Raw genomic sequence first — 19,308 nt, 5'->3', positions numbered from 1 at the left:
TCAGTATATCGCTATTCGGTGATACGGCGATAGACTGTCGGTGTAATTTCTGGTGCGACATCGTCAAGGCGAATGGACGCTTTGACCGCTTTCGCCGCTTCCTGCCAGCTATTTTCATCCTTCGCATGGATGACTGCCAGCGGGCGCTGCCCATCAATACTATCGCCCAGGCGCGCCATATCGGTCAGTCCAACGCTGTAATCCAGCGTATCAGATGCCTGACGGCGGCCTCCGCCCATCGCCACGACAGCCATGCCGAGCGCACGGGTATCCATCGCGCCGACAAAACCTTCGCCATCAGCATAGACCGCTTTGCTGAGCATCGCGGTTGGCAGATATTTGGCGTAGTTTTCCACGAAGTCGGTCGGGCCTTTCTGCGCGGCGACCATGCGACCAAAGACTTCCGCCGCTTTACCGTTATCCAGCACCGCCTGCAATTTGGCCCGCGCCTCGGCGTCGTCTTTAGCCAGTTTGCCGGAAATCAGCATTTCCACGCACAGCGCCATCGTCACATCGAACAGACGCGGGTTGCGGTACTCGCCGGTCAGGAATTGCACCGCTTCGCGTACTTCAACGGCGTTGCCCGCACTGGATGCCAGCACCTGATTCATATCGGTGAGCAGCGCGGTGGTACGCACGCCAGCGCCGTTGGCGACACCGACAATCGCTTCCGCCAGCGCCTGCGACAGTTCATAGGTCGGCATAAATGCGCCGCTGCCCACTTTCACATCCATAACCAGCGCATCGATGCCTTCGGCCAGTTTCTTGGCAAGGATAGAAGCGGTGATAAGCGGGATGGAGTCCACCGTCGCGGTAATGTCGCGGGTGGCATAAAAACGTTTATCCGCCGGTGCGAGCGAGTTGGTCTGCCCAATAATCGCCACACCCACGTCTTTAATAATTTCGCGGAAACGGTCATCGCTCGGGAAAATATCAAACCCGGGGATCGCTTCCAGTTTATCGAGCGTACCGCCGGTGTGACCCAGCCCGCGCCCGGAGATCATCGGGATATAGCCGCCGCATGCGGCAACCATCGGCCCCAGCATCAGCGACGTTACATCGCCCACACCGCCCGTGGAGTGTTTGTCCACAATCGGGCCATTCAGGTTAAGGCTTTTCCAGTCAAGGACGGTTCCTGAATCACGCATAGCCATGGTCAGCGAGACGCGCTCTTCAATCGCCATATCGTGGAAGAAAATGGTCATTGCCAGAGCGGCAATTTGCCCTTCTGAAATGGTGTTATCGCGAATGCCGTTGATAAAGAAGCGAATTTCTTCGTCGCTTAATGCGTGACCGTCGCGTTTTTTACGAATGATTTCTTGTGCGAGAAACAAGGTAACCTCCCTGAGAAAAAGAGTTTAAAGGCGATATGCCTGATGGCGGTGGCCACCATCAGGCAATCAGCACCTTAGTAGCTGCTTGCGCTTTTGCCGTCGCCGTGGCCGAGCGCTTTCAGCAGGCTCGCCAGCAGGCTGGATGCGCCGAAACGGTAGTGGCGAGAGTCTGCCCAGTCAGCGCCAAACAGTTCGTCGGCAATCGCCAGGAACTGCTGCGCGTCTTCCGCAGTACGCACACCGCCCGCAGGTTTAAAACCAACGGTTTTGGACACGCCCATATCGCGGATCACTTCCATCATGATGCGTGCGCTTTCCGGGGTCGCGTTTACAGGCACTTTACCGGTAGAGGTTTTGATGAAATCCGCACCTGCTTTAATAGAAATTTCAGAAGCTTTACGAATCAAAGCTTCTTCTTTCAGTTCACCGGTTTCGATAATCACTTTCAGCAGCACGTTCGCCGCCGCACAGGCGTCTTTACATGCTTTCACCATGTCAAAACCAACCTGCTCGTTGCCGGCGATCAGCGCGCGGTACGGGAATACCACGTCTACTTCATCGGCGCCGTAAGCGATCGCTGCGCGCGTTTCCGCCAGCGCGATGTCGATATCGTCGTTACCGTGCGGGAAGTTGGTGACGGTGGCGATGTGAATATCCGGCGTCCCCTGCTCATTCAGAGTCTTACGCGCGATAGGGATAAAACGCGGGTAGATGCAGACCGCTGCGGTGTTACCAACCGGGGTTTTCGCCTGATGGCACAGGGCGATAACTTTCGCATCCGTGTCGTCTTCATTCAGGGTGGTCAGATCCATCAGTTTTAATGCACGCAGGCTGCTTGCCGTTAAATCACTCATTTTGTTCTCCGACTTTAAAATTTCACCTTGCGGGTATGTGACAATTGTAACACTCACCCGCACTCACACTTCGACACCCATCACAGTTAATGAAACAAACAAAAAAGATTGCATAACCATAATGAGACACAAATCAAATTTCTAACTCTTTCAGCGTAAGAAAACGCGCTAACCGCCGTATGGGATCAAAAGATCGCTACGCGCTTTTTCCTACACTTCGCCCATCTCTCGCCTGAGGAACACACCATGCCAATATCGACCTCAACACCTCTACAGCAACAGTGTCAGAAAATTGTGACGAGCCCCGTTTTAAGCCCCGAGCAAAAACGCCATTTTCTGGCGCTGGAAGCAGAAAACGCGCTGCCTTACCCGGCGCTGCCACCTGCTGCGCAAGCCGCGCTGGCCGACGGTGTTGTCTGCGATATGTTCGAAGGCCATGCGCCTTATAAGCCGCGTTACGTGCTACCGGACTACGCCCGCTTCCTGGCAAATGGTTCACAATGGCTGGAGCTGGAAGGCGCGCAGGATCTGGATGATGCGCTCTCTTTGCTCACTATCCTGTACCACCATGTGCCATCCGTTACGGCCATGCCGGTGTTCCTCGGGCATCTCGATGAACTGCTGATGCCGTATGTTAGAATTTTAACACAAAACGAAATTGATATTCGAATAAAACGTTTCTGGCGTTATCTCGACCGCACCCTGCCGGATGCCTTCACGCATGTGAATATTGGCCCAGCCGATACGCCCATTACGCGCGCCATTCTCCGTGCAGACGCCGAGTTAAAGCAGGTCGCACCAAATCTCACCTTTATCTACGATCCGGAGATCACCCCAGACGATCTGCTGCTGGAAGTGAGCAAAAATATCTGCGAGTGCAGTAAACCGCACATCGCCAACGGCCCGGAAAATGATAAAATTTTCACAAAAGGTCACTATGGCATCGTAAGCTGTTACAACAGCCTGCCGATGGCGGGCGGCGGCAGTACTCTGGTGCGCCTCAATTTGCAGGAAGTCGCTAAACGCAGCACCTCGGCTGACGATTTCTTTAACCGCACGTTACCGCACTACTGCCAACAGCAAATCGATATTATTGATGCCCGCTGCGCCTTCCTGTATGAACAATCACACTTCTTTGATAGTAGCTTCCTGGTGACAGAAGCGTTGATCGACCCCGATCGTTTTGTGCCGATGTTTGGTATTTATTCACTGGCGGAGGCGGTTAATACGCTTTGCGAACGTGAAGGGCTCAACGCGCGCTATGGCAAAGATCCGCAGGCCAACGAACTGGGCTACCGCATCAGCGCGCAACTGGCTGATTTTGTCACAAACACGCCGGTGCGATATGGCTGGCAACAGCGCGCCATGCTGCATGCGCAGTCAGGTATCAGTTCTGATATCGATACCACGCCGGGTGCGCGTCTTCCTTATGGCGATGAGCCCGACCCGGTCAGCCATCTGCTGGCGGTCGCGCCGCATCACGCTCACTACCCGGCGGGGATCAGCGATATTCTGACGCTCGATGAAACGGTAAAACGCAACCCGCAGGCGGTGATGCAACTTTGCCTTGGCGCATTTAAAGTAGGCATGCGCGAGTTCAGCGCTAACGTCAGCGGCAACGATCTGGTGCGGGTGACGGGCTATATGGTGCGGCTGTCCGATCTGGAAAAATATCGCGCCGACGGTTCCCGCACCAATACCACCTGGCTGGGTGAAGAAGCCGCGCGCAATACGCGCATTCTGGAACGCCAACCGCGAGTGGTCAGCCATGAACAGCAGATGCGCTTTAGTCAGTAAAATCATCCCGTTTTCCTGCGTGGATGGGCCAGGCAGCCGCCTGGCTCTGTTTCTACAGGGGTGTAATCTGCGCTGTAAAAACTGCCACAACCCATGGACGATGGGCCGCTGTAATGACTGCGGCGAGTGCGTGCTTCATTGTCCGCATGATGCGCTCGCCATTCAGGGCGGGCGTGTTTACTGGCAGGAGGAGATTTGCCAGCAGTGCGACACCTGCCTGCAGATGTGCCCGCAGCAAGCGACGCCGATGGCACAACTCTGGAGCATCGAACACATCATCCAGCACATTACCCGTGCCGCGCCATTTATTGAGGGCATCACCGTCAGCGGCGGCGAGGCAACCACGCAACTGCCATTCGTCTGTGCGCTGTTTGAACAGATCCACCAGTCGCCCACGCTGCGCCATCTCACTTGCCTGGTCGACAGTAATGGCGAGCTTTCCATCGCGGGCTGGGAGAAACTCAGCCCCGTGTGCGACGGCGTGATGGTGGATTTAAAAGCCTGGGATGAGAGAACGCACCAGGCTCTCACCGGGCGTGGCAATCAGCGCATCAAAGCGAGCATTCAGTGGCTTGCCGCACGAGGTTTACTGACTGAATTGCGATTGTTGCTTATTCCGGAACACAGCGACTATCTGGCTGAAGCGGATGCGCTCTGCACGTTTATACATGGGCTGGGAGATGTGTCGGTGCGGCTAAATGCATTTCACGCGCACGGGGTGTATGGCGAGGCCAAAACGTGGCGCAGCGCCGGGCCAGACGACATTGAAACGCTGGCACAGGCGCTGCGGGCAAGAGGGATAACGCAGATTATCCCCCCGGCGCTTTATTTATAGCGAAAGGAACACGCCGGCAATGGTCGCGCTCATCAGGTTTGAGAGCGTCCCCGCGGCCACGGCGCGCAAGCCAAGCTGAGCGATATCCTGGCGACGGCTCGGTGCCATCCCGCCCAATCCACCAATCAGAATGGCGATCGACGATAGGTTAGCAAAGCCGCACAGGGCAAAAGAGATGATCGCTTTCGAGTGCGCGGAAATCACCTGCAACCCGGCAGCGGCGACTTCCGCATCTGGCTTCAGGTACGCGCCAAAGTTCATGTAAGCCACGAACTCATTGATGATGAGCTTCTGACCGATAAACGATCCCGCCACCGTCGCTTCATTCCACGGTACCCCGATGACCCACGCCAGCGGCGAGAAGACCCAGCCGAGGATCATTTGCAGTGAGAGTTCAGGATGGTTAAACCAGCCGCCAATTCCGGAGAGCATACCGTTCAGCAGCGCGATAAGCGCGATGAATGCCAGCAGCATCGCACCGACGTTCAGCGCCAGTTGCATGCCCGATGCCGCACCAGAAGCCGCGGCATCCAGCACGTTCGCCGGAGCATCCGGGTTATTCGTTTCTGCTTCCAGGCTCGGAGAATCATGCGGTTTTTCCGTTTCCGGTACGATTATCTTCGCAAACAGCAGGCCGCCCGGGGCCGCCATAAACGAAGCGGCAATCAGGTACTCCAGCGGCACCCCCATCTGCGCATACCCCGCCAGTACGGAACCGGCAACCGAGGCCAGGCCACCACACATCACGGCGAACAGTTCTGAACGGGTCATAGTTGCAATATACGGACGCACCACCAGCGGCGCTTCCGTTTGCCCGACGAAGATATTTGCCGTGGCAGAGAGCGATTCTGTACGCGAGGTTTTTAGTACTGCACGCAGTGCGCCACCCAGAATACGGATCACGAATTGCATAATGCCGAGGTAGTAGAGCACGGCAATCAGCGAGGAGAAGAAGACAATGACCGGCAGGACGCGCAGTGCAAAAATAAATCCGCCCCCGCCGAAAACTTCAAACATTTTGTCCGAGACCAGCCCGCCAAACAGGAAGCCGATCCCTTCATTACCATAAGCGATGACATTCGCCACGCCTTCAGACATCGCCAGCAGTACTTTACGACCGGCGGGAACATAGAGGATCAATGCGCCAATTCCGACCTGAATCAGCCAGGCACCCAGCACAGTTCGGAGATTGATCGCTTTACGATTATTCGAGAGAAGTAAGGCGATGGCGAGCAGCACCACCATGCCGATAAGTCCCATGAGGATTTGCATACAGAGTCCCTGTGTATTGAAGCAATGGAAAATAGAGCAAAAAGACGGGGGGAATTATAACGTTCCGTCACTATCATTCCCGCATCAGATCACATATTTTACGTAATACTTAGAGAACAAAAGTTAGTAATGAGACTTAAATCACACCAATGTTATTAACATCCTGGAAAAAAAGCCGGTAGCTATTCTCCCATAGCGCGCCTGCTATCTGCTCTGAGGGTTCCGGGCGCAACGCACAAAGCTCAGCAAAAACCTGCGCAACGCGTTCTGGCCGGTTTGGCTGCCCCTGAAAACCATTCAGCGGCATATCAGGCGCATCGGTTTCCAGCACCAGCGCGCTAAGGGGAAGCTGAGCCATCACCGCGCGGGTTTTGCTGGCTCGCGGATAAGTGATCGTACCGCCAACGCCAATCTTATAACCCAACTCAATGAATCGCTCAGCCTGTTGCAGGCTGCCGGAAAAACCGTGCACCACGCCGGTTCGCGGCAGGGCGTGCCGCTTGAGGTGCATGGCGAGCTTGTCATGCGTTCGTCGCGAGTGGAGGATCACGGGTAAATCATACTGTTTCGCCAGTTTTAGCTGGGCATCCAGCAGATATTGCTGGCGTTCAAATTGTGGATCGTCTCGATAAAGGTCGAAGCCTATCTCCCCTACCGCAATGAGTTTTTCCGGTTTTGCCGCCAGCGCGGCATCAAGCGCCTCCAGGCTTGCGTCATCATGCTGCTCCACCACAATCGGATGCAACCCTAATGCGGCGTAAAGCGGTGTATGTCGGGCAGCCAGCGCCAGTAGGGCGTCAAAACGTGAGGCTTGCGTTGCCGGTACAATTATTTTCGCCACCCCAGCTTGTGCGGCCTGTGCCAGGCTTTCAGCCTCATTACCGGTAAACGGGGGGAAATCAAAGTGGCAATGGGTATCGATAAAACGAAAAGTCATGCGGTATTCTCCGGCAGCGTACAACGCTCAGTGTAACCACCAGAAAGACAAAAGCCAGCCCGAAGGCTGGCTTAATTATCTTATGCTTAACAGCGGCTATGGGCGTTTTCGCCCCATAAACAGGCTGACCAGGAACAGGATGATACCGACGATAAACACGATTTTCGCCGCACCTGCTGCGGTACCCGCCAGCCCACCAAAACCCAGTGCAGCGGCAATTAACGCGATAACCAGAAAGATAATGCCCCAACGAAACATACGATTCTCCTTTACCATAGTTAATGTCACCGCTCAAAACGCGCTCAGGCGACGCCAGCGATATTTTCAAATTTACAAAGAGTGTTTTATTTTCCTGAACAGCCGTTACGGCGTTTTCAGGTCGTTTTCTACGCTTTTCACGCCGTCTACGGCTTTAGCGATGCTTTCAGCGCGTTCCACCTGCGCTTTGGATTCGACCGTACCGGTCAGCGTGACGACGCCATCGGTGGTCTCGACTTTCACTTTGCGTGACGGAACAATGTCATCGGCCAGCAGCTTAGCTTTCACTTCACTGGTGGTGGCGGCATCCCCGGCGTAACCCTTCATGCTGTCGGCCTTGCCTTCACGAATAGTGAGTTTGTTATCAACACTACTCACGCCTTCAACGCCTTTCGCCAGTGAAGTCGCCTGATCGGACTGAGACTGGTTGTCTACGGTGCCGCTCAGAGTCACCACTTTGTTGTCGGTTTTCACTGAAATATCAGTGCTCTTAATCGCGTCATGGTCGACCAGCGCCGCTTTCACTTTGGCAGTGATCGTGCTGTCATCCATAAAATTACCGACCTTATTCATCGAATTATCGATTTTCTGCCCGGCTTCGGAGGCCGTGTTACCCTCTGCCATCGCAGAGCCAGTCATCACCGCAGAGCCCAGAATGACGGCCAGCAACGTTTTTCCCATTTTCATCTTAGTCATCATCATATCTCCTTGTATTGCCCGGTATTTAAGCACCCGACACTATGTTACTAAGGACGTCACCCGTCCTGCTGGTAAGTCAGGTATCCCGACCAGATTGTGGTGATTTGCATTGCAATGAGTATGATTGATGGGTTAATGCGCTAAGATTTATAGATAACAAAGTGCATTAAACCAGCAACTCGCTCATCACTCTGTTAAATATAGAACACTCTCGGCAGCGTGCAGGCGAAATTGACTAAAAAACCAGCAAAGTGGATGAGAATGGGGTGCAATTAAGAACTTTCCGCAGCGGGATTTGGAAGGGGTAATAATGCGGAAGCACGGCGCTGGCCGTGCTTCCGGAGGGATTAGTGCTCGCGAGTTTTACGGAATTCAACTTCAGGATAACGTTCCCGCGTCAAATTGAGATTCACCATCGTTGGGGCGATATAGGTCAGGTTATCACCGCCATCCAGCGCCAGTTGGATCTCATTTTTACGTTTGAACTCTTCGAATTTCTTCACGTCTTTACCTTCCACCCAGCGGGCGGTGGCGACGTTCACCGATTCGTAGATAGCTTCAACATTGTATTCGCTTTTAAGACGCGCAACGACCACATCAAACTGCAGTACGCCAACCGCGCCAACGATGAGATCGTTGTTGGCAATTGGACGGAACACCTGCACCGCGCCCTCTTCTGAGAGCTGAACCAACCCCTTCAGCAACTGTTTCTGCTTAAGAGGATCGCGCAGACGAATACGGCGGAACAGTTCAGGCGCAAAGTTCGGGATACCCGTGAACTTCATCATTTCACCCTGAGTAAAGGTGTCGCCAATCTGAATCGTGCCGTGGTTATGCAGGCCGATAATGTCACCCGGATATGCCTCTTCCACGTGAGCACGGTCGCCCGCCATAAAGGTCAACGCATCGGAAATAACCACGTCTTTACCAATACGCACCTGACGCAGCTTCATGCCTTTCTCATACTTTCCGGAAACAACGCGCATAAAAGCGACGCGGTCACGGTGTTTCGGATCCATATTGGCCTGAATTTTAAAGACGAAGCCGGAGAACTTCTCTTCCGCCGCAACAACTTCGCGAGTATCGGTTTTACGCGGCATCGGTGCGGGCGCCCACTCAATCAGGCCGTCCAGCATATGATCAACGCCAAAGTTGCCCAGTGCGGTACCGAAGAAGACCGGCGTGATTTCACCGGCCAGGAAAAGCTCTTCGTCAAACTCGTTCGACGCGCCCTGCACCAGCTCCAGCTCATCGCGCAACTGCTGCGCCAGATCTTCCCCCACGGCGGCATCCAGATCCGGGTTATTCAGCCCTTTGACGATGCGCACTTCCTGAATGGTATGGCCTTTACCGGTCTGATAAAGGTAAGTTTCATCTTTATAGAGATGGTAAACACCTTTGAACAGTTTGCCGCAGCCAATCGGCCAGGTGATCGGCGCACAACCGATTTTCAGCTCGTTTTCCACCTCATCCAGCAGTTCCATCGGGTCGCGGATGTCGCGGTCGAGCTTGTTCATAAAGGTGAGGATCGGCGTATCGCGCAGACGGGTAACTTCCATCAGCTTACGGGTACGGTCTTCTACACCTTTCGCGGCGTCGATAACCATCAGGCAGCAGTCGACCGCCGTCAGAGTACGGTAGGTATCTTCCGAGAAGTCTTCGTGCCCTGGGGTGTCCAGCAGGTTTACGAGGCAGTCATGATACGGAAATTGCATCACGGAGGTGGTAATAGAAATACCACGCTGCTTTTCCATCTCCATCCAGTCAGATTTCGCATGCTGGCTGGAGCCACGGCCTTTTACCGTACCCGCAGTCTGGATAGCCTGTCCGAACAGCAGAACCTTTTCGGTAATTGTTGTTTTACCGGCATCCGGGTGGGAAATAATGGCAAAAGTGCGGCGCTTCGCCACCTCTTGCAAATAAGGAGACAACGTCATAATGGGATCTTCTTTCCAGGCGCAGCAAAGCGCTGCGCACGTTAAATACGAAAAATTGCGGCTATTTTACCCATCAAAGGGGGAGAGGCAATCACTGTTTACACAGGAGTAACTCCAGTTCGCTTAATGACGAAACAGTCCAGTCGGGTTTGATGCCGTCCGGTAAAGGGCGCTGATGTGCGTTCAACCAGCAGGTTGACCAACCTGCGTTCATGCCGCCAAGAATATCTGACTCTGCGGTGTCACCGACCATTAATACCCGCGAACGATCCGGATTGCCCGCCAGTTCCAGCGCATGATCGAAAATGCGGCGATCGGGTTTTGCCACCCCGACCTCTTCAGAAATTATCAGTAAATCAAAGTAATCGCGAAAACCTGTGCGTTCAAGGCGAATCTGCTGCAGCGAGGTGAAACCGTTGGTGATGATCCCCAATTTCGCTTTTCCCTTCAGGGCGTTAATCAGGGATGCCGCTCCCGGCAACGGCGCGCAAATTTCAGCCATCGCATTCATAAAGGCATCATTCAGCTCTTCCGGCGGTACGCTAAGCTGCTCTCCCCAGCCGACAAAACGCTGGCGCTGAAGCTGGAGAGAAGTAATCGCCCCGTTCTGATAATCGACCCATAACGGTTTATTCACGGCCTGGTAGTCCTGAAAATCTTCGGCGGTAAAGGTCACGCTATAGTCGAGAAACATCCGCTGTAAGCCGCTGAAAGAATCAAACGTAAACAACGTTTCGTCGGCGTCAAAGAAAATCCAGTCCCACTTCATCGTATCACCTTGTATGACTTACATGCTCAGCGGCAGAGCCATCACAATCGCATCCTCGTGCCCATCGGCAGTCGGGTAGTAATTGCGGCGGATCGTCGCTTCGTTAAAACCTAAACTCTCGTAGAGCGCAATGGCCGCGGCGTTCGAGGCGCGCACTTCCAGCCATAGCGTGGCGACGCCGCGTTTTTCAACTTCGTCGATCACGTGTTCCAGCAGTTCACGCCCCAACCCCCGACGCTGATAGGCCGGGTCGACGGCAATATTGAACAGCGTCGCTTCATCCAGCACCACCTGGGTGATGGCGAAAGCGGCAAGTTCATCGCCGACCGACAGCTTCACGTTCAGGTAGCGCTCGCCCTGGTTGCTGGCAAACGTTTTTTCACTCCACGGAAAAGCGTGGGCGCGTTTTTCAATCTGCCAGGCGGCGGGAAGATCAGTCGTGCTGAGGGTAGAAATCGTGTTCATGTGCGCAAATTTGTTGCCAGAGTGCGGCGCGCGCTGGCGCGCTGGCTTTTAATTCAGTAAAGGCGGGCGTTGTCACCTGAGCGCCTTCCAGCGATACGGGCTCATTGTTACCAAGACGCCAGCAGTTGCAGCGCTTCCCCTGTGGCAGCATCGCCACTTTTTCAGGCGTGAGTTGCAGGACGCGATCCGGGGTAAGCTGCAACGCGCGCAGGACATCCATCATCAGCGGTTCCGTCAGCAACGGCAGATCATCGGCAACCATCACCAGTTGGATGTGCTCCGGTAGCGAAATCGCAATCTCCCCCTGCAACGCCGCCGGGCGCCGGAGTGACCACTGGGTGATGCCCAACTGTTGTAATTGCCAGTCTCGCCGGGATGTCATGTGAAACGCTCCTGTCTATCAAGGGCGCAAATATAGCAAACTCAGCGAAAGTGCGCCAATTACGCGCTCGCGCGCAAACAACAGTGTATAATCGCCGCCACGTTTAACGAAGGAGCTTTTCATGTCTGCTTTTACCCCGGCAAGTGAAGTCTTGCTGCGCCACAGTGATGATTTCGAACAAAGCCGTATTCTGTTTGCCGGAGATTTGCAGGATGATCTGCCTGCCCGCCTCGATACCGCATTTAGCCGCGCCCATACCCAGCAGTTCCACCACTGGCAGGTGCTGAGCCAACAAATGGGTGAGAATGTCCGCTACAGCCTGGTCGCCGAAGCGGCGGATGTCGCCGATTGCGATACATTTATTTACTACTGGCCAAAGAACAAGCCGGAAGCGCAGTTCCAGTTAATGAATATTCTCTCGCTGCTGCCCATCGGTACCGATATTTTTGTGGTTGGTGAAAACCGCAGCGGCGTGCGCAGCGCCGAGCAAATGCTGGCGGATTACGCGCCATTGAACAAAGTTGACAGCGCTCGTCGCTGTGGCCTGTATCACGGTCGTCTGGAAAAACAGACGACGTTTGACCTTGAAAAACAGTGGGACGAATATCAGCTCGATGGCCTGACCATCAAGACGCTGCCAGGCGTATTTAGCCGTGATGGGCTGGACGTCGGCAGCCAATTGTTGCTCTCCACCCTGACGCCGCACACTAAAGGCAAAGTGCTGGACGTCGGCTGCGGTGCGGGCGTGCTGGCGACGATGCTTGCCAGCCACTCGCCAAAAGTGCGTTTAACCCTGTGCGACGTCAGCGCGCCAGCGGTTGAAGCCAGCCGCGCAACGCTTGCGGCGAACGGTATTGAGGGCGAAGTTATTGCCAGCAACGTATTCTCCGAAGTGAAAGGCCGCTTCGATATGATTATCTCCAACCCGCCATTCCACGATGGCCTGCAAACCAGCCTCGACGCCGCACAAACGTTGATCCGCACCGCTGTACGTCATCTGAATAGCGGCGGAGAGTTACGCATTGTGGCGAACGCCTTTCTGCCGTACCCGGCGATCCTCGACGAAACCTTCGGCTTCCACGAAGTTATCGCCCAGACAGGCCGCTTTAAGGTGTATCGCGCAATCATGACTCGTCAGGCGAAAAAGGCTTAATCGGATCAACGCCTGATAGCGCTTTGCTTATCAGGCCTATTCCGCGCGTCATAATCGCCGTTTTTTACAGCAATCGCGCGGTGCCCTACAATTAACTATTGACGTCAAGCTGAAAACCACTAGAATGCGCCTCCGTGGTAAAGATACTTTTTGAAGTATCGATGGTATGCGAAGGTGGCGGAATTGGTAGACGCGCTAGCTTCAGGTGTTAGTGTCCTTACGGACGTGGGGGTTCAAGTCCCCCCCCTCGCACCATAAAAAACCACGTTATATCGCTCGCACTGTGCGAAGGTGGCGGAATTGGTAGACGCGCTAGCTTCAGGTGTTAGTGTTCTTACGGACGTGGGGGTTCAAGTCCCCCCCCTCGCACCAACGAGGGCGATATAAACAACGAGATACCTGTGCGAAGGTGGCGGAATTGGTAGACGCGCTAGCTTCAGGTGTTAGTGTCCTTACGGACGTGGGGGTTCAAGTCCCCCCCCTCGCACCAGTCCTCGTTTCCTCTGATGTTATCCCCTGCTTACTCCAGCATTTTTAAATTCATCACTATCAGCATCAACCCGCTTAGCAGTGCAATGCATGACGGCAGCAGCACATAGTGACGCCATTGTCGGTGCCAGATCATAATGCATGTCATCAGCATGCCGGTGATGATAATCCCTCGCCAGATGTCCATTGATAGCCCGGTCATACCAAGTGCAGCCATCGCCACCCCGGAAATCAGTACGCCCCAGCCGCTACCTAATGTTCTCGTCAACATGGTTTTATCTCTCACATCGATAATGATAACCAATATCATATGATAATTTTTATCATTTGAGAACTAAGAGAGAGGTATTCCTCACCGCTGAGCTAATGACATAGGTTAGGTAAGGTGATAGATTGTGCGACCGTAAACTTCCCCCTCTTAATTCCTGGGGTTTGCGTGTATCCCCCGCATACACTATTTTGTCTCGTTTCCGGCTGGCGACCTATACTCATTAACCAGAAGATTAATAACGATCTCTTATGACAGTACAATCCTGGCGGTCTCTGCACAGCAAAAAATACCAGCTTACACTGAGACTCTTTTTGTTTCTCAACCTGGTGTCGTCGCTATTTTCCTTACTGAATCCAATCTATAAAGTCCATGCATTCACGCTTCCTTTGGCCCTGATTATCGGCGGCAGCGGCGTTCTGCTATTCTGGCACTGGCTGAATGCGAAGCGGAAAATTTATCTCCCGGCAATATCCATTATCTTTGGTTGCCTGTGGGCCTGGCATATTGTGATAAAAATTCCAGCCACCTATCCGATGGAAGTTAATTTCCTGATGGTTGTGCTACTTAATGTCCTGTTTATTGGCACAATTGCGTTCTCTAACAATATTGTCGCATTCCTGCTTCACTCGTTGCCGGTCTTTATTATCTGCCTGTTGTTTGGCGGCAGTGACCAATGGTTAAGAATGGCTTTCTGCCTTGCGCTACCGATTGTCGGTATTAGCATTCAGCATCTCATTGAAAAGCGTAACGATGCCTTTGCGCAGAGCCTGATGCACAAACTGCTGGCGGAGCGGGAGACGTTAAATGATTTGAGTATGCTTGACCCACTGACCGGGCTGTATAACCGTCGTGGCTTCCAGCATCGCTTTGACACGTTGATGGCGCTGGCACCGGAAAATCACCATGTTCTGCTGCTGGATATCGACCACTTCAAGGCCTATAACGATCACTACGGCCATATGATGGGCGATCAGGCGCTGATTCAGATCTCCACCGCGGTACGCAATGCCGTTCGCTCACACGATATCGTTACCCGTTTTGGCGGCGAAGAATTTATGGTTTTGCTGGCGAACAGTACGGCGGAAAGCGCCGCGCAAGCCGCAGAACGTATCAGGCAAAAAGTCTACGATCTGAAAATTCCTCATATCCTGAATGCCAGCGTTGCGACGCATGTAACCATCAGCATCGGCATTGCCCCGCTGGAAGGCGAAGATATTGATAAAGCGCTGGAAAATGCAGATAAAGCCCTCTATGAAGCCAAACGCCAGGGTCGAAATAACATCCTGACCAGCGATACTCTCCCCCTTGATTAAAGCCACAATCACAGCGTAAGGAATGAATATTTCTTGCGCTCGGTTTTATCTATAGCTAGGATTGGCAATCATTATCATTTAGATTTGTATCCAGCTAATTCTATGGCGTACCGTTCCGTACCGATTGCAGAAGATATCATCTGGCGAGCGCAGCTTCCGACACCGGAGCATACGCTGGCGCTCTCTGTGCGTGAAAAAATTGCGGAACAGCGCCCGCATATGCTGGAGTGCTTCAAACTGGATGAACCCCATCCGCCCCAGGCAAAAACCCTGGAGGAGTGGATGCAGCCGGCCGAACTGACATCGCTTCTGGCGCTCTATTCCGATCACATCTACCGTAACCAACCCACCCTGCCACGGGAAAATAAACCGCTTATCTCCCTGTGGGCGCAATGGTACATAGGTTTATTGGTGCCGCCGCTGATGCTGGCGCTGCTGACGGAAGACACGGCTCTCGATCTCTCCCCCCGGCATTTTCACGTCGAATTTCATGAAACAGGTCGAGCGGCCTGCTTCTGGGTCGATGTCATGGAAGATGTGCAGGGCCGTCATCTTTCTGCGGCGCAGCGAATGGAGAAGCTGGTAACTCAGACCCTGATGCCGGTCGTCGACGCGCTGGAAGCCACCGGGCACATTAACGGTAAGCTTATCTGGAGCAATACGGGCTACCTGATTAACTGGTATCTCGGCGAGATGAAAAGCGTGCTGGGCGAGGAGCAGGTAAACAGCCTGCGCCAACAATTCTTCTTTGCAAAAACGCTTTCCTGTGGGCAGGACAACCCGCTGTGGCGCACCGTCGTGCCGCGAGAAGGCCTGCTGGTTCGCCGTACCTGCTGTCAACGCTATCGCCTGCCGGATGTTCAGCAGTGTGGCGACTGTACGCTGAAATAAACAGAACATTCATTCTCAACAATATGCCTGACGGCGCTACGCTTGCCCGGCCTACGAGAGTTTAATCTGTAGGCCGGGCAAGCGCAGCGCTATCCGGCGATCTAACCGTTACGCAACCTGCTGGCTCTCTTCAGCCGCACGCTGGGCCTCTTCTTCTTCCTGCGCCAACAGTTGTTTCTCGTACACCTTGAAGAAGGGGTAATAGATAATGGCTGAGACACAAGCCAGCAGGACGACCAGAATCGCCGCACGGAAATCCCAACCTAATGCCCATGCGCCGCCAATGGGTGCTGGGGCCGTCCACGGCACCACCGAAATCACCCGGCCGATAAGATCCAGCTTCATCGCGGCCCATGCCAGTACGGCGTTGACCATTGGCGCTAACAGGAACGGAATAAAGAACACCGGGTTCATCACAATAGGGGTACCGAATATCACCGGTTCGTTGATGTTGAACAGGCTCGGCACCACGCTCAACCGCCCGATAGATCGCAGGTGCGCCGAACGGCTTCGCAGATAACAGAACACCAGCCCCATAGTCGCACCTGACCCGCCGACCACGATAAAGAAAGTCCAGAACGCCTCCATGAAGATATGTGGCAATGGCGCGCCCTGCGCCAGCGCGGTTTGGTTCATACCCAGGTTCGTCAACCAGAACATTTGCAGCATTCCGGAGACGATTGCCGCGCCGTGAATGCCCGCGAACCACAGCAGATGGCCAATCAGCACCGCCAGCAGAATCGCCGGTAAGGAATCCGCAGCCGATACCAGAGGTTTAAAGAGGGACATAATCGCCTGCGGGATCAGCATATCGAATTGACTCTGAATCAGCAGGCTCAACGGATAGAGTGTTAGCACCACCACCAGAACCGGAATTAACAGATCAAACGAGTTTTTGATCATCGGCGGCACCTGCTCTGGCAGGCGAATACCGATATTGTGCGCTTTCAAAAAACGCATCAGCTCGACACAGTAAATCGCCACCAGAATAGCGGTGAAGATCCCCGTCCCACCCAGGCTATCAACCGGCAATGTACCGTTGGTTTTCGGCGCCGCCACCAGCAGGAACGCCATAATAGACAACATGGCGCACATAAAAGGATCAAGCTGGTGGGATTTTTCGTAATGTTTGCCAAGGTTATAAGAAATCGCCGCGCAAATGTAGATAGACATAATGCCCATCGTCATGTCGAACGGCGTAAGAATACGGCCTTCGAACTGTTTGGCTAAATCCAGCCATGCCCGGGCAAAACCCCAGGTCGTATCCGGCGAAAACGGTGGATAGGCAAAAACCAGTAGAAATGAGCCGACTATCATAAACGGCATTGCAGAGATAAAACCGTCACGAATTGCCATTACGTGACGTTGTGAAGAGATACGCCCGGCAACGGGACTAACGTAGTTTTCAACGAACCGGAAAATTAAATTAAACGCAGTGTGACCAGCAGACATAGCAGCCCTCCTGACAGGCTTGAGACGTAAGCACAGCAACAACGATTTTTCCGCTATACCAACGCGCGTTACGCTACACGTCGTACAGGGCTTTTATTATGGGGTACAGCGTCAATGACATGCACAGTATTAATCCGCCAAACGCATAACTGCAACCGGTTACTGTAACCGGTTGCAGTGAATGTGAAGGAGATCCAGAAATCGCGGTTTTTCTGAATCCCACAACGGAAATATTTACACCCTTCAGCGCTTATGACAGATTTAACGCCACAATTTTTCAGGAGAGACCCATGAGCCTGCAATCTGTGCGGCAATTTTTCGCCGAACACGCCCCCGATATCGACATTATTGAACTTGAACAAAGCACAGCAACCGTCGCCCTCGCCGCCGCCGCTCACCAGGTTGAACCCGGGCAGATAGCAAAAACGCTGTCGCTGAAAGTGAAAGAAGAGGTCATCCTGATTGTCGCTAAAGGTGATGCCCGACTCGATAACAAAAAGCTGAAAGCCACATTTGGCGCAAAGGCGCGTATGCTGAGCAGTGATGAAGTGGTTACGCTGACTGGGCATCCGGTTGGCGGCGTATGCCCGTTCGGCCTGGAAAACCCGCTTGCCGTCTATTGTGATGTCTCTTTGCAGCGATACACGGAGGTGTTGCCCGCGGCAGGTGCCACTCACAGCGCGGTGCGAATATCGCCCGACCGCATGGTGCAACTCACAGGGGCAACCTGGGTTGATGTGTGTTTGTGAAAAAGTAACCAGAGCAGCTCACTGCTCTGGTTGTACATTACTGCGCGTAGTGCGTATCGTTTGACAGCCCGTAACGATCGGGTAGTGACATCAATAAATCTGCCGCGCTCAGTAAACCGATATCCGAGTTCACACCCAGCTTCGCCATTGCATTAAATTTATGTGCCCGAATAGTTTTTATATTTCGCTCCAGACGTGTAGCGATATCCGTTAAGGAATAACCACAAGTCATATAGCGTAATATGGCGCGCTCAGTTGGGCTTAAATAGCGGTGGTGTACGGTAATGACATTCTCTTCCTGCACCGGTTGGCCCGCTCCCCCGTTTTTCAGCAGATCCATGATCATACTCTTGAGACAAGGGAGAGATTCCGTTTTGCTTAATACACCATTTACCAGCGTAGGCGAGAGCTGCTTAATAAGCTCAACTTCTTTCGCATTACCGCCGAGGATAATTCGGAGAGTCACAGGCCGACTATTCGCAATCTCATCCTGAAAGAGCAAACTTTCCAGCCGCAGCTCACGAATATCTGACAGGCAGCAGATGACAGCAAAATACTCAATCGCTGACATTGACTGCCGTAACTCATCAATCGAATGAAAAAAATGGAAAGCATAGGTGCTTCTGGCAGAGGACGACAACAAATGGCGTAGACCAACTCCCGCCATCACACAGGGTTCGACTATAGCGACATGCTGCTTTCCGGGATGTTTTTCCATTCGACGGGCTCTCCGTAGGCTGAGTAGAGATTGAGTTCCTTCATTCCCTGGGTGCTGTTGATCCACGCATACATTTCAGCGTTACTTCGCAATGACAACCGACGCATGGCGCTGTTCTTTTGCGCGCTGATCGTTTTGTTGCTTTTTTTCAGCAATGTCGCGATTTGATTAATTCCCCAGCCTTTCGCCAGCAGACGCAGAACCTTGCGTTCTGACAGCGTCAGCATCACTATTTTTTCACCGTCGGCCTCGAGATTGTCGTAGTCGGGTACCAGCAGCGTTTGGCTGATACGCTCAGCAGATACGCCTCCCTGACGAATCGCCACCACTACGCGGTCAACGGGTTCAGAGTCAGAAAGCAGCGTACTTTCCGGACGCATCAGAAATTCGACCGCGAGAGCGTACATCTGGCGGCTAACAAGAAAAACCCAGTGGATATCGCGGTATTGCGTCAGCAATGAATAGAATTGCTCACAAACACTACGCGGTTGGTGAATATCGCCCGAGAGATCCACAAGGACCAGGTCAGCGCGACGAAGCTGAAGCAGCGTAAGCTCTTCCAGAGAGTGACAAACATTAAGCTCATAATCAGGAAAATGCGATGACATAATCGCACTCAACCCAGATTGCATCACCGGTATTTTGCTGATTATCACACCGAATTTGCAGCATCCTTGTACCATAAATCCTCCGCATCCAATCGAAGATCCTTTTTTATTCTCACCTGCAACGG

20 protein-coding genes and 3 tRNA genes are annotated in these 19,308 nt (G+C 53.3%); 9 read left to right on the top strand and 14 right to left on the bottom strand.

The window, feature by feature from the left end; genetic code table 11:
- Positions 1-11: 11 nt before the first annotated feature.
- Entirely contained in the window at positions 12-1,334 is a 1,323-nt protein-coding gene (gene deoA, locus VSR74_RS20970; RefSeq protein ID WP_347796491.1) for a thymidine phosphorylase, read from the bottom strand.
- A gap of 74 nt (positions 1,335-1,408) precedes the next feature.
- Positions 1,409-2,188, bottom strand: coding sequence for a deoxyribose-phosphate aldolase (gene deoC / locus VSR74_RS20965; protein WP_347796490.1), 780 nt, complete (start codon positions 2,186-2,188; stop codon positions 1,409-1,411).
- Between the two features lie 246 nt (positions 2,189-2,434).
- Between deoC and VSR74_RS20960 the strand changes: the two genes are divergently transcribed.
- Both VSR74_RS20960 and VSR74_RS20955 read left to right on the top strand, forming a co-directional pair.
- Positions 2,435-3,985 (top strand): YjjI family glycine radical enzyme, encoded by a 1,551-nt coding sequence (locus VSR74_RS20960; protein ID WP_347796489.1) that lies wholly within the window; start codon positions 2,435-2,437, stop codon positions 3,983-3,985.
- Entirely contained in the window at positions 3,957-4,820 is an 864-nt protein-coding gene (locus VSR74_RS20955; protein WP_347796488.1) for a YjjW family glycine radical enzyme activase, read from the top strand. The genes VSR74_RS20960 and VSR74_RS20955 overlap by 29 nt, the downstream gene beginning before the upstream one ends.
- Here the strand turns inward: VSR74_RS20955 and VSR74_RS20950 are convergent.
- From VSR74_RS20950 to VSR74_RS20915, 8 genes are all read right to left on the bottom strand, one after another.
- Positions 4,815-6,092 (bottom strand): NupC/NupG family nucleoside CNT transporter, encoded by a 1,278-nt coding sequence (locus VSR74_RS20950; RefSeq protein ID WP_347796487.1) that lies wholly within the window; start codon positions 6,090-6,092, stop codon positions 4,815-4,817. The genes VSR74_RS20955 and VSR74_RS20950 overlap by 6 nt on opposite strands.
- Before the next feature lie 136 nt (positions 6,093-6,228).
- The gene (locus VSR74_RS20945; RefSeq protein WP_347796486.1) at positions 6,229-7,029 is read right to left on the bottom strand and encodes a TatD family hydrolase; all 801 of its coding nucleotides are present in this window, start codon (positions 7,027-7,029) and stop codon (positions 6,229-6,231) included.
- 96 nt (positions 7,030-7,125) lie between these two features.
- Positions 7,126-7,287: a DUF1328 domain-containing protein gene (locus VSR74_RS20940; protein ID WP_032299797.1), complete on the bottom strand. Its 162-nt coding sequence runs from the start codon at positions 7,285-7,287 to the stop codon at positions 7,126-7,128.
- Positions 7,288-7,392: 105 nt separating this feature from the next.
- The gene (osmY, locus tag VSR74_RS20935; RefSeq protein ID WP_347796485.1) at positions 7,393-7,989 is read right to left on the bottom strand and encodes a molecular chaperone OsmY; all 597 of its coding nucleotides are present in this window, start codon (positions 7,987-7,989) and stop codon (positions 7,393-7,395) included.
- Between the two features lie 344 nt (positions 7,990-8,333).
- On the bottom strand, positions 8,334-9,923 hold the full coding sequence (gene prfC, locus VSR74_RS20930) for a peptide chain release factor 3 (RefSeq protein WP_347796484.1): 1,590 nt from the start codon (positions 9,921-9,923) through the stop codon (positions 8,334-8,336).
- Positions 9,924-10,014: 91 nt separating this feature from the next.
- A complete protein-coding gene (gene yjjG / locus VSR74_RS20925; protein WP_347796483.1) occupies positions 10,015-10,692 on the bottom strand; it encodes a pyrimidine 5'-nucleotidase in 678 nt (225 codons plus the stop codon).
- An 18-nt stretch (positions 10,693-10,710) separates the two neighbouring features.
- Positions 10,711-11,157: a ribosomal protein S18-alanine N-acetyltransferase gene (rimI, locus tag VSR74_RS20920; protein WP_347796482.1), complete on the bottom strand. Its 447-nt coding sequence runs from the start codon at positions 11,155-11,157 to the stop codon at positions 10,711-10,713.
- Positions 11,126-11,539, bottom strand: coding sequence for a DNA polymerase III subunit psi (locus VSR74_RS20915; RefSeq protein WP_347796481.1), 414 nt, complete (start codon positions 11,537-11,539; stop codon positions 11,126-11,128). The genes rimI and VSR74_RS20915 overlap by 32 nt, the downstream gene beginning before the upstream one ends.
- A gap of 121 nt (positions 11,540-11,660) precedes the next feature.
- On the opposite strand from VSR74_RS20915, the gene rsmC reads away from it, so the two are divergent.
- From rsmC to VSR74_RS20895, 4 genes are all read left to right on the top strand, one after another.
- Positions 11,661-12,692, top strand: a complete 1,032-nt coding sequence (rsmC, locus tag VSR74_RS20910; RefSeq protein WP_347796480.1) for a 16S rRNA (guanine(1207)-N(2))-methyltransferase RsmC — start codon at positions 11,661-11,663, stop codon at positions 12,690-12,692.
- 168 nt (positions 12,693-12,860) lie between these two features.
- A tRNA-Leu gene (locus tag VSR74_RS20905) sits at positions 12,861-12,947 on the top strand.
- A 30-nt stretch (positions 12,948-12,977) separates the two neighbouring features.
- Positions 12,978-13,064, top strand: a tRNA-Leu gene (locus VSR74_RS20900).
- Positions 13,065-13,095: 31 nt separating this feature from the next.
- Positions 13,096-13,182, top strand: a tRNA-Leu gene (locus VSR74_RS20895).
- A 30-nt stretch (positions 13,183-13,212) separates the two neighbouring features.
- On the opposite strand, the gene VSR74_RS20890 is transcribed toward VSR74_RS20895, so the two are convergent.
- Positions 13,213-13,491, bottom strand: a complete 279-nt coding sequence (locus VSR74_RS20890) for a DUF1435 domain-containing protein (RefSeq protein ID WP_347796479.1) — start codon at positions 13,489-13,491, stop codon at positions 13,213-13,215.
- 209 nt (positions 13,492-13,700) lie between these two features.
- On the opposite strand from VSR74_RS20890, the gene VSR74_RS20885 reads away from it, so the two are divergent.
- Together VSR74_RS20885 and fhuF are read left to right on the top strand one after the other, a co-directional pair.
- Positions 13,701-14,765, top strand: a complete 1,065-nt coding sequence (locus tag VSR74_RS20885) for a GGDEF domain-containing protein (RefSeq protein WP_347796478.1) — start codon at positions 13,701-13,703, stop codon at positions 14,763-14,765.
- 102 nt (positions 14,766-14,867) lie between these two features.
- On the top strand, positions 14,868-15,656 hold the full coding sequence (fhuF, locus tag VSR74_RS20880; RefSeq protein ID WP_347796477.1) for a siderophore-iron reductase FhuF: 789 nt from the start codon (positions 14,868-14,870) through the stop codon (positions 15,654-15,656).
- A 108-nt stretch (positions 15,657-15,764) separates the two neighbouring features.
- On the opposite strand, the gene VSR74_RS20875 is transcribed toward fhuF, so the two are convergent.
- On the bottom strand, positions 15,765-17,108 hold the full coding sequence (locus VSR74_RS20875) for a PTS sugar transporter subunit IIC (protein WP_347796476.1): 1,344 nt from the start codon (positions 17,106-17,108) through the stop codon (positions 15,765-15,767).
- Between the two features lie 290 nt (positions 17,109-17,398).
- Here VSR74_RS20875 and VSR74_RS20870 point away from each other — a divergent pair, with 290 nt between their 5' ends.
- Entirely contained in the window at positions 17,399-17,857 is a 459-nt protein-coding gene (locus VSR74_RS20870; protein ID WP_347796475.1) for a YbaK/EbsC family protein, read from the top strand.
- 37 nt (positions 17,858-17,894) lie between these two features.
- On the opposite strand, the gene bglJ is transcribed toward VSR74_RS20870, so the two are convergent.
- Both bglJ and VSR74_RS20860 read right to left on the bottom strand, forming a co-directional pair.
- Complete coding sequence (gene bglJ, locus VSR74_RS20865) at positions 17,895-18,575, bottom strand: DNA-binding transcriptional activator BglJ (RefSeq protein WP_347796474.1); 681 nt, start codon at positions 18,573-18,575, stop codon at positions 17,895-17,897.
- Positions 18,539-19,258: a helix-turn-helix transcriptional regulator gene (locus tag VSR74_RS20860; RefSeq protein ID WP_347796473.1), complete on the bottom strand. Its 720-nt coding sequence runs from the start codon at positions 19,256-19,258 to the stop codon at positions 18,539-18,541. The genes bglJ and VSR74_RS20860 overlap by 37 nt, the downstream gene beginning before the upstream one ends.
- Positions 19,259-19,308: the final 50 nt, after the last annotated feature.

Source organism: Pseudocitrobacter cyperus (assembly GCF_039889165.1).
Classification (GTDB): Bacteria; Pseudomonadota; Gammaproteobacteria; order Enterobacterales; family Enterobacteriaceae; genus Pseudocitrobacter; species Pseudocitrobacter cyperus.
Note: the sequence above shows the minus strand (reverse complement) of the source record. Positions and strands in the feature narration are given on the sequence as shown.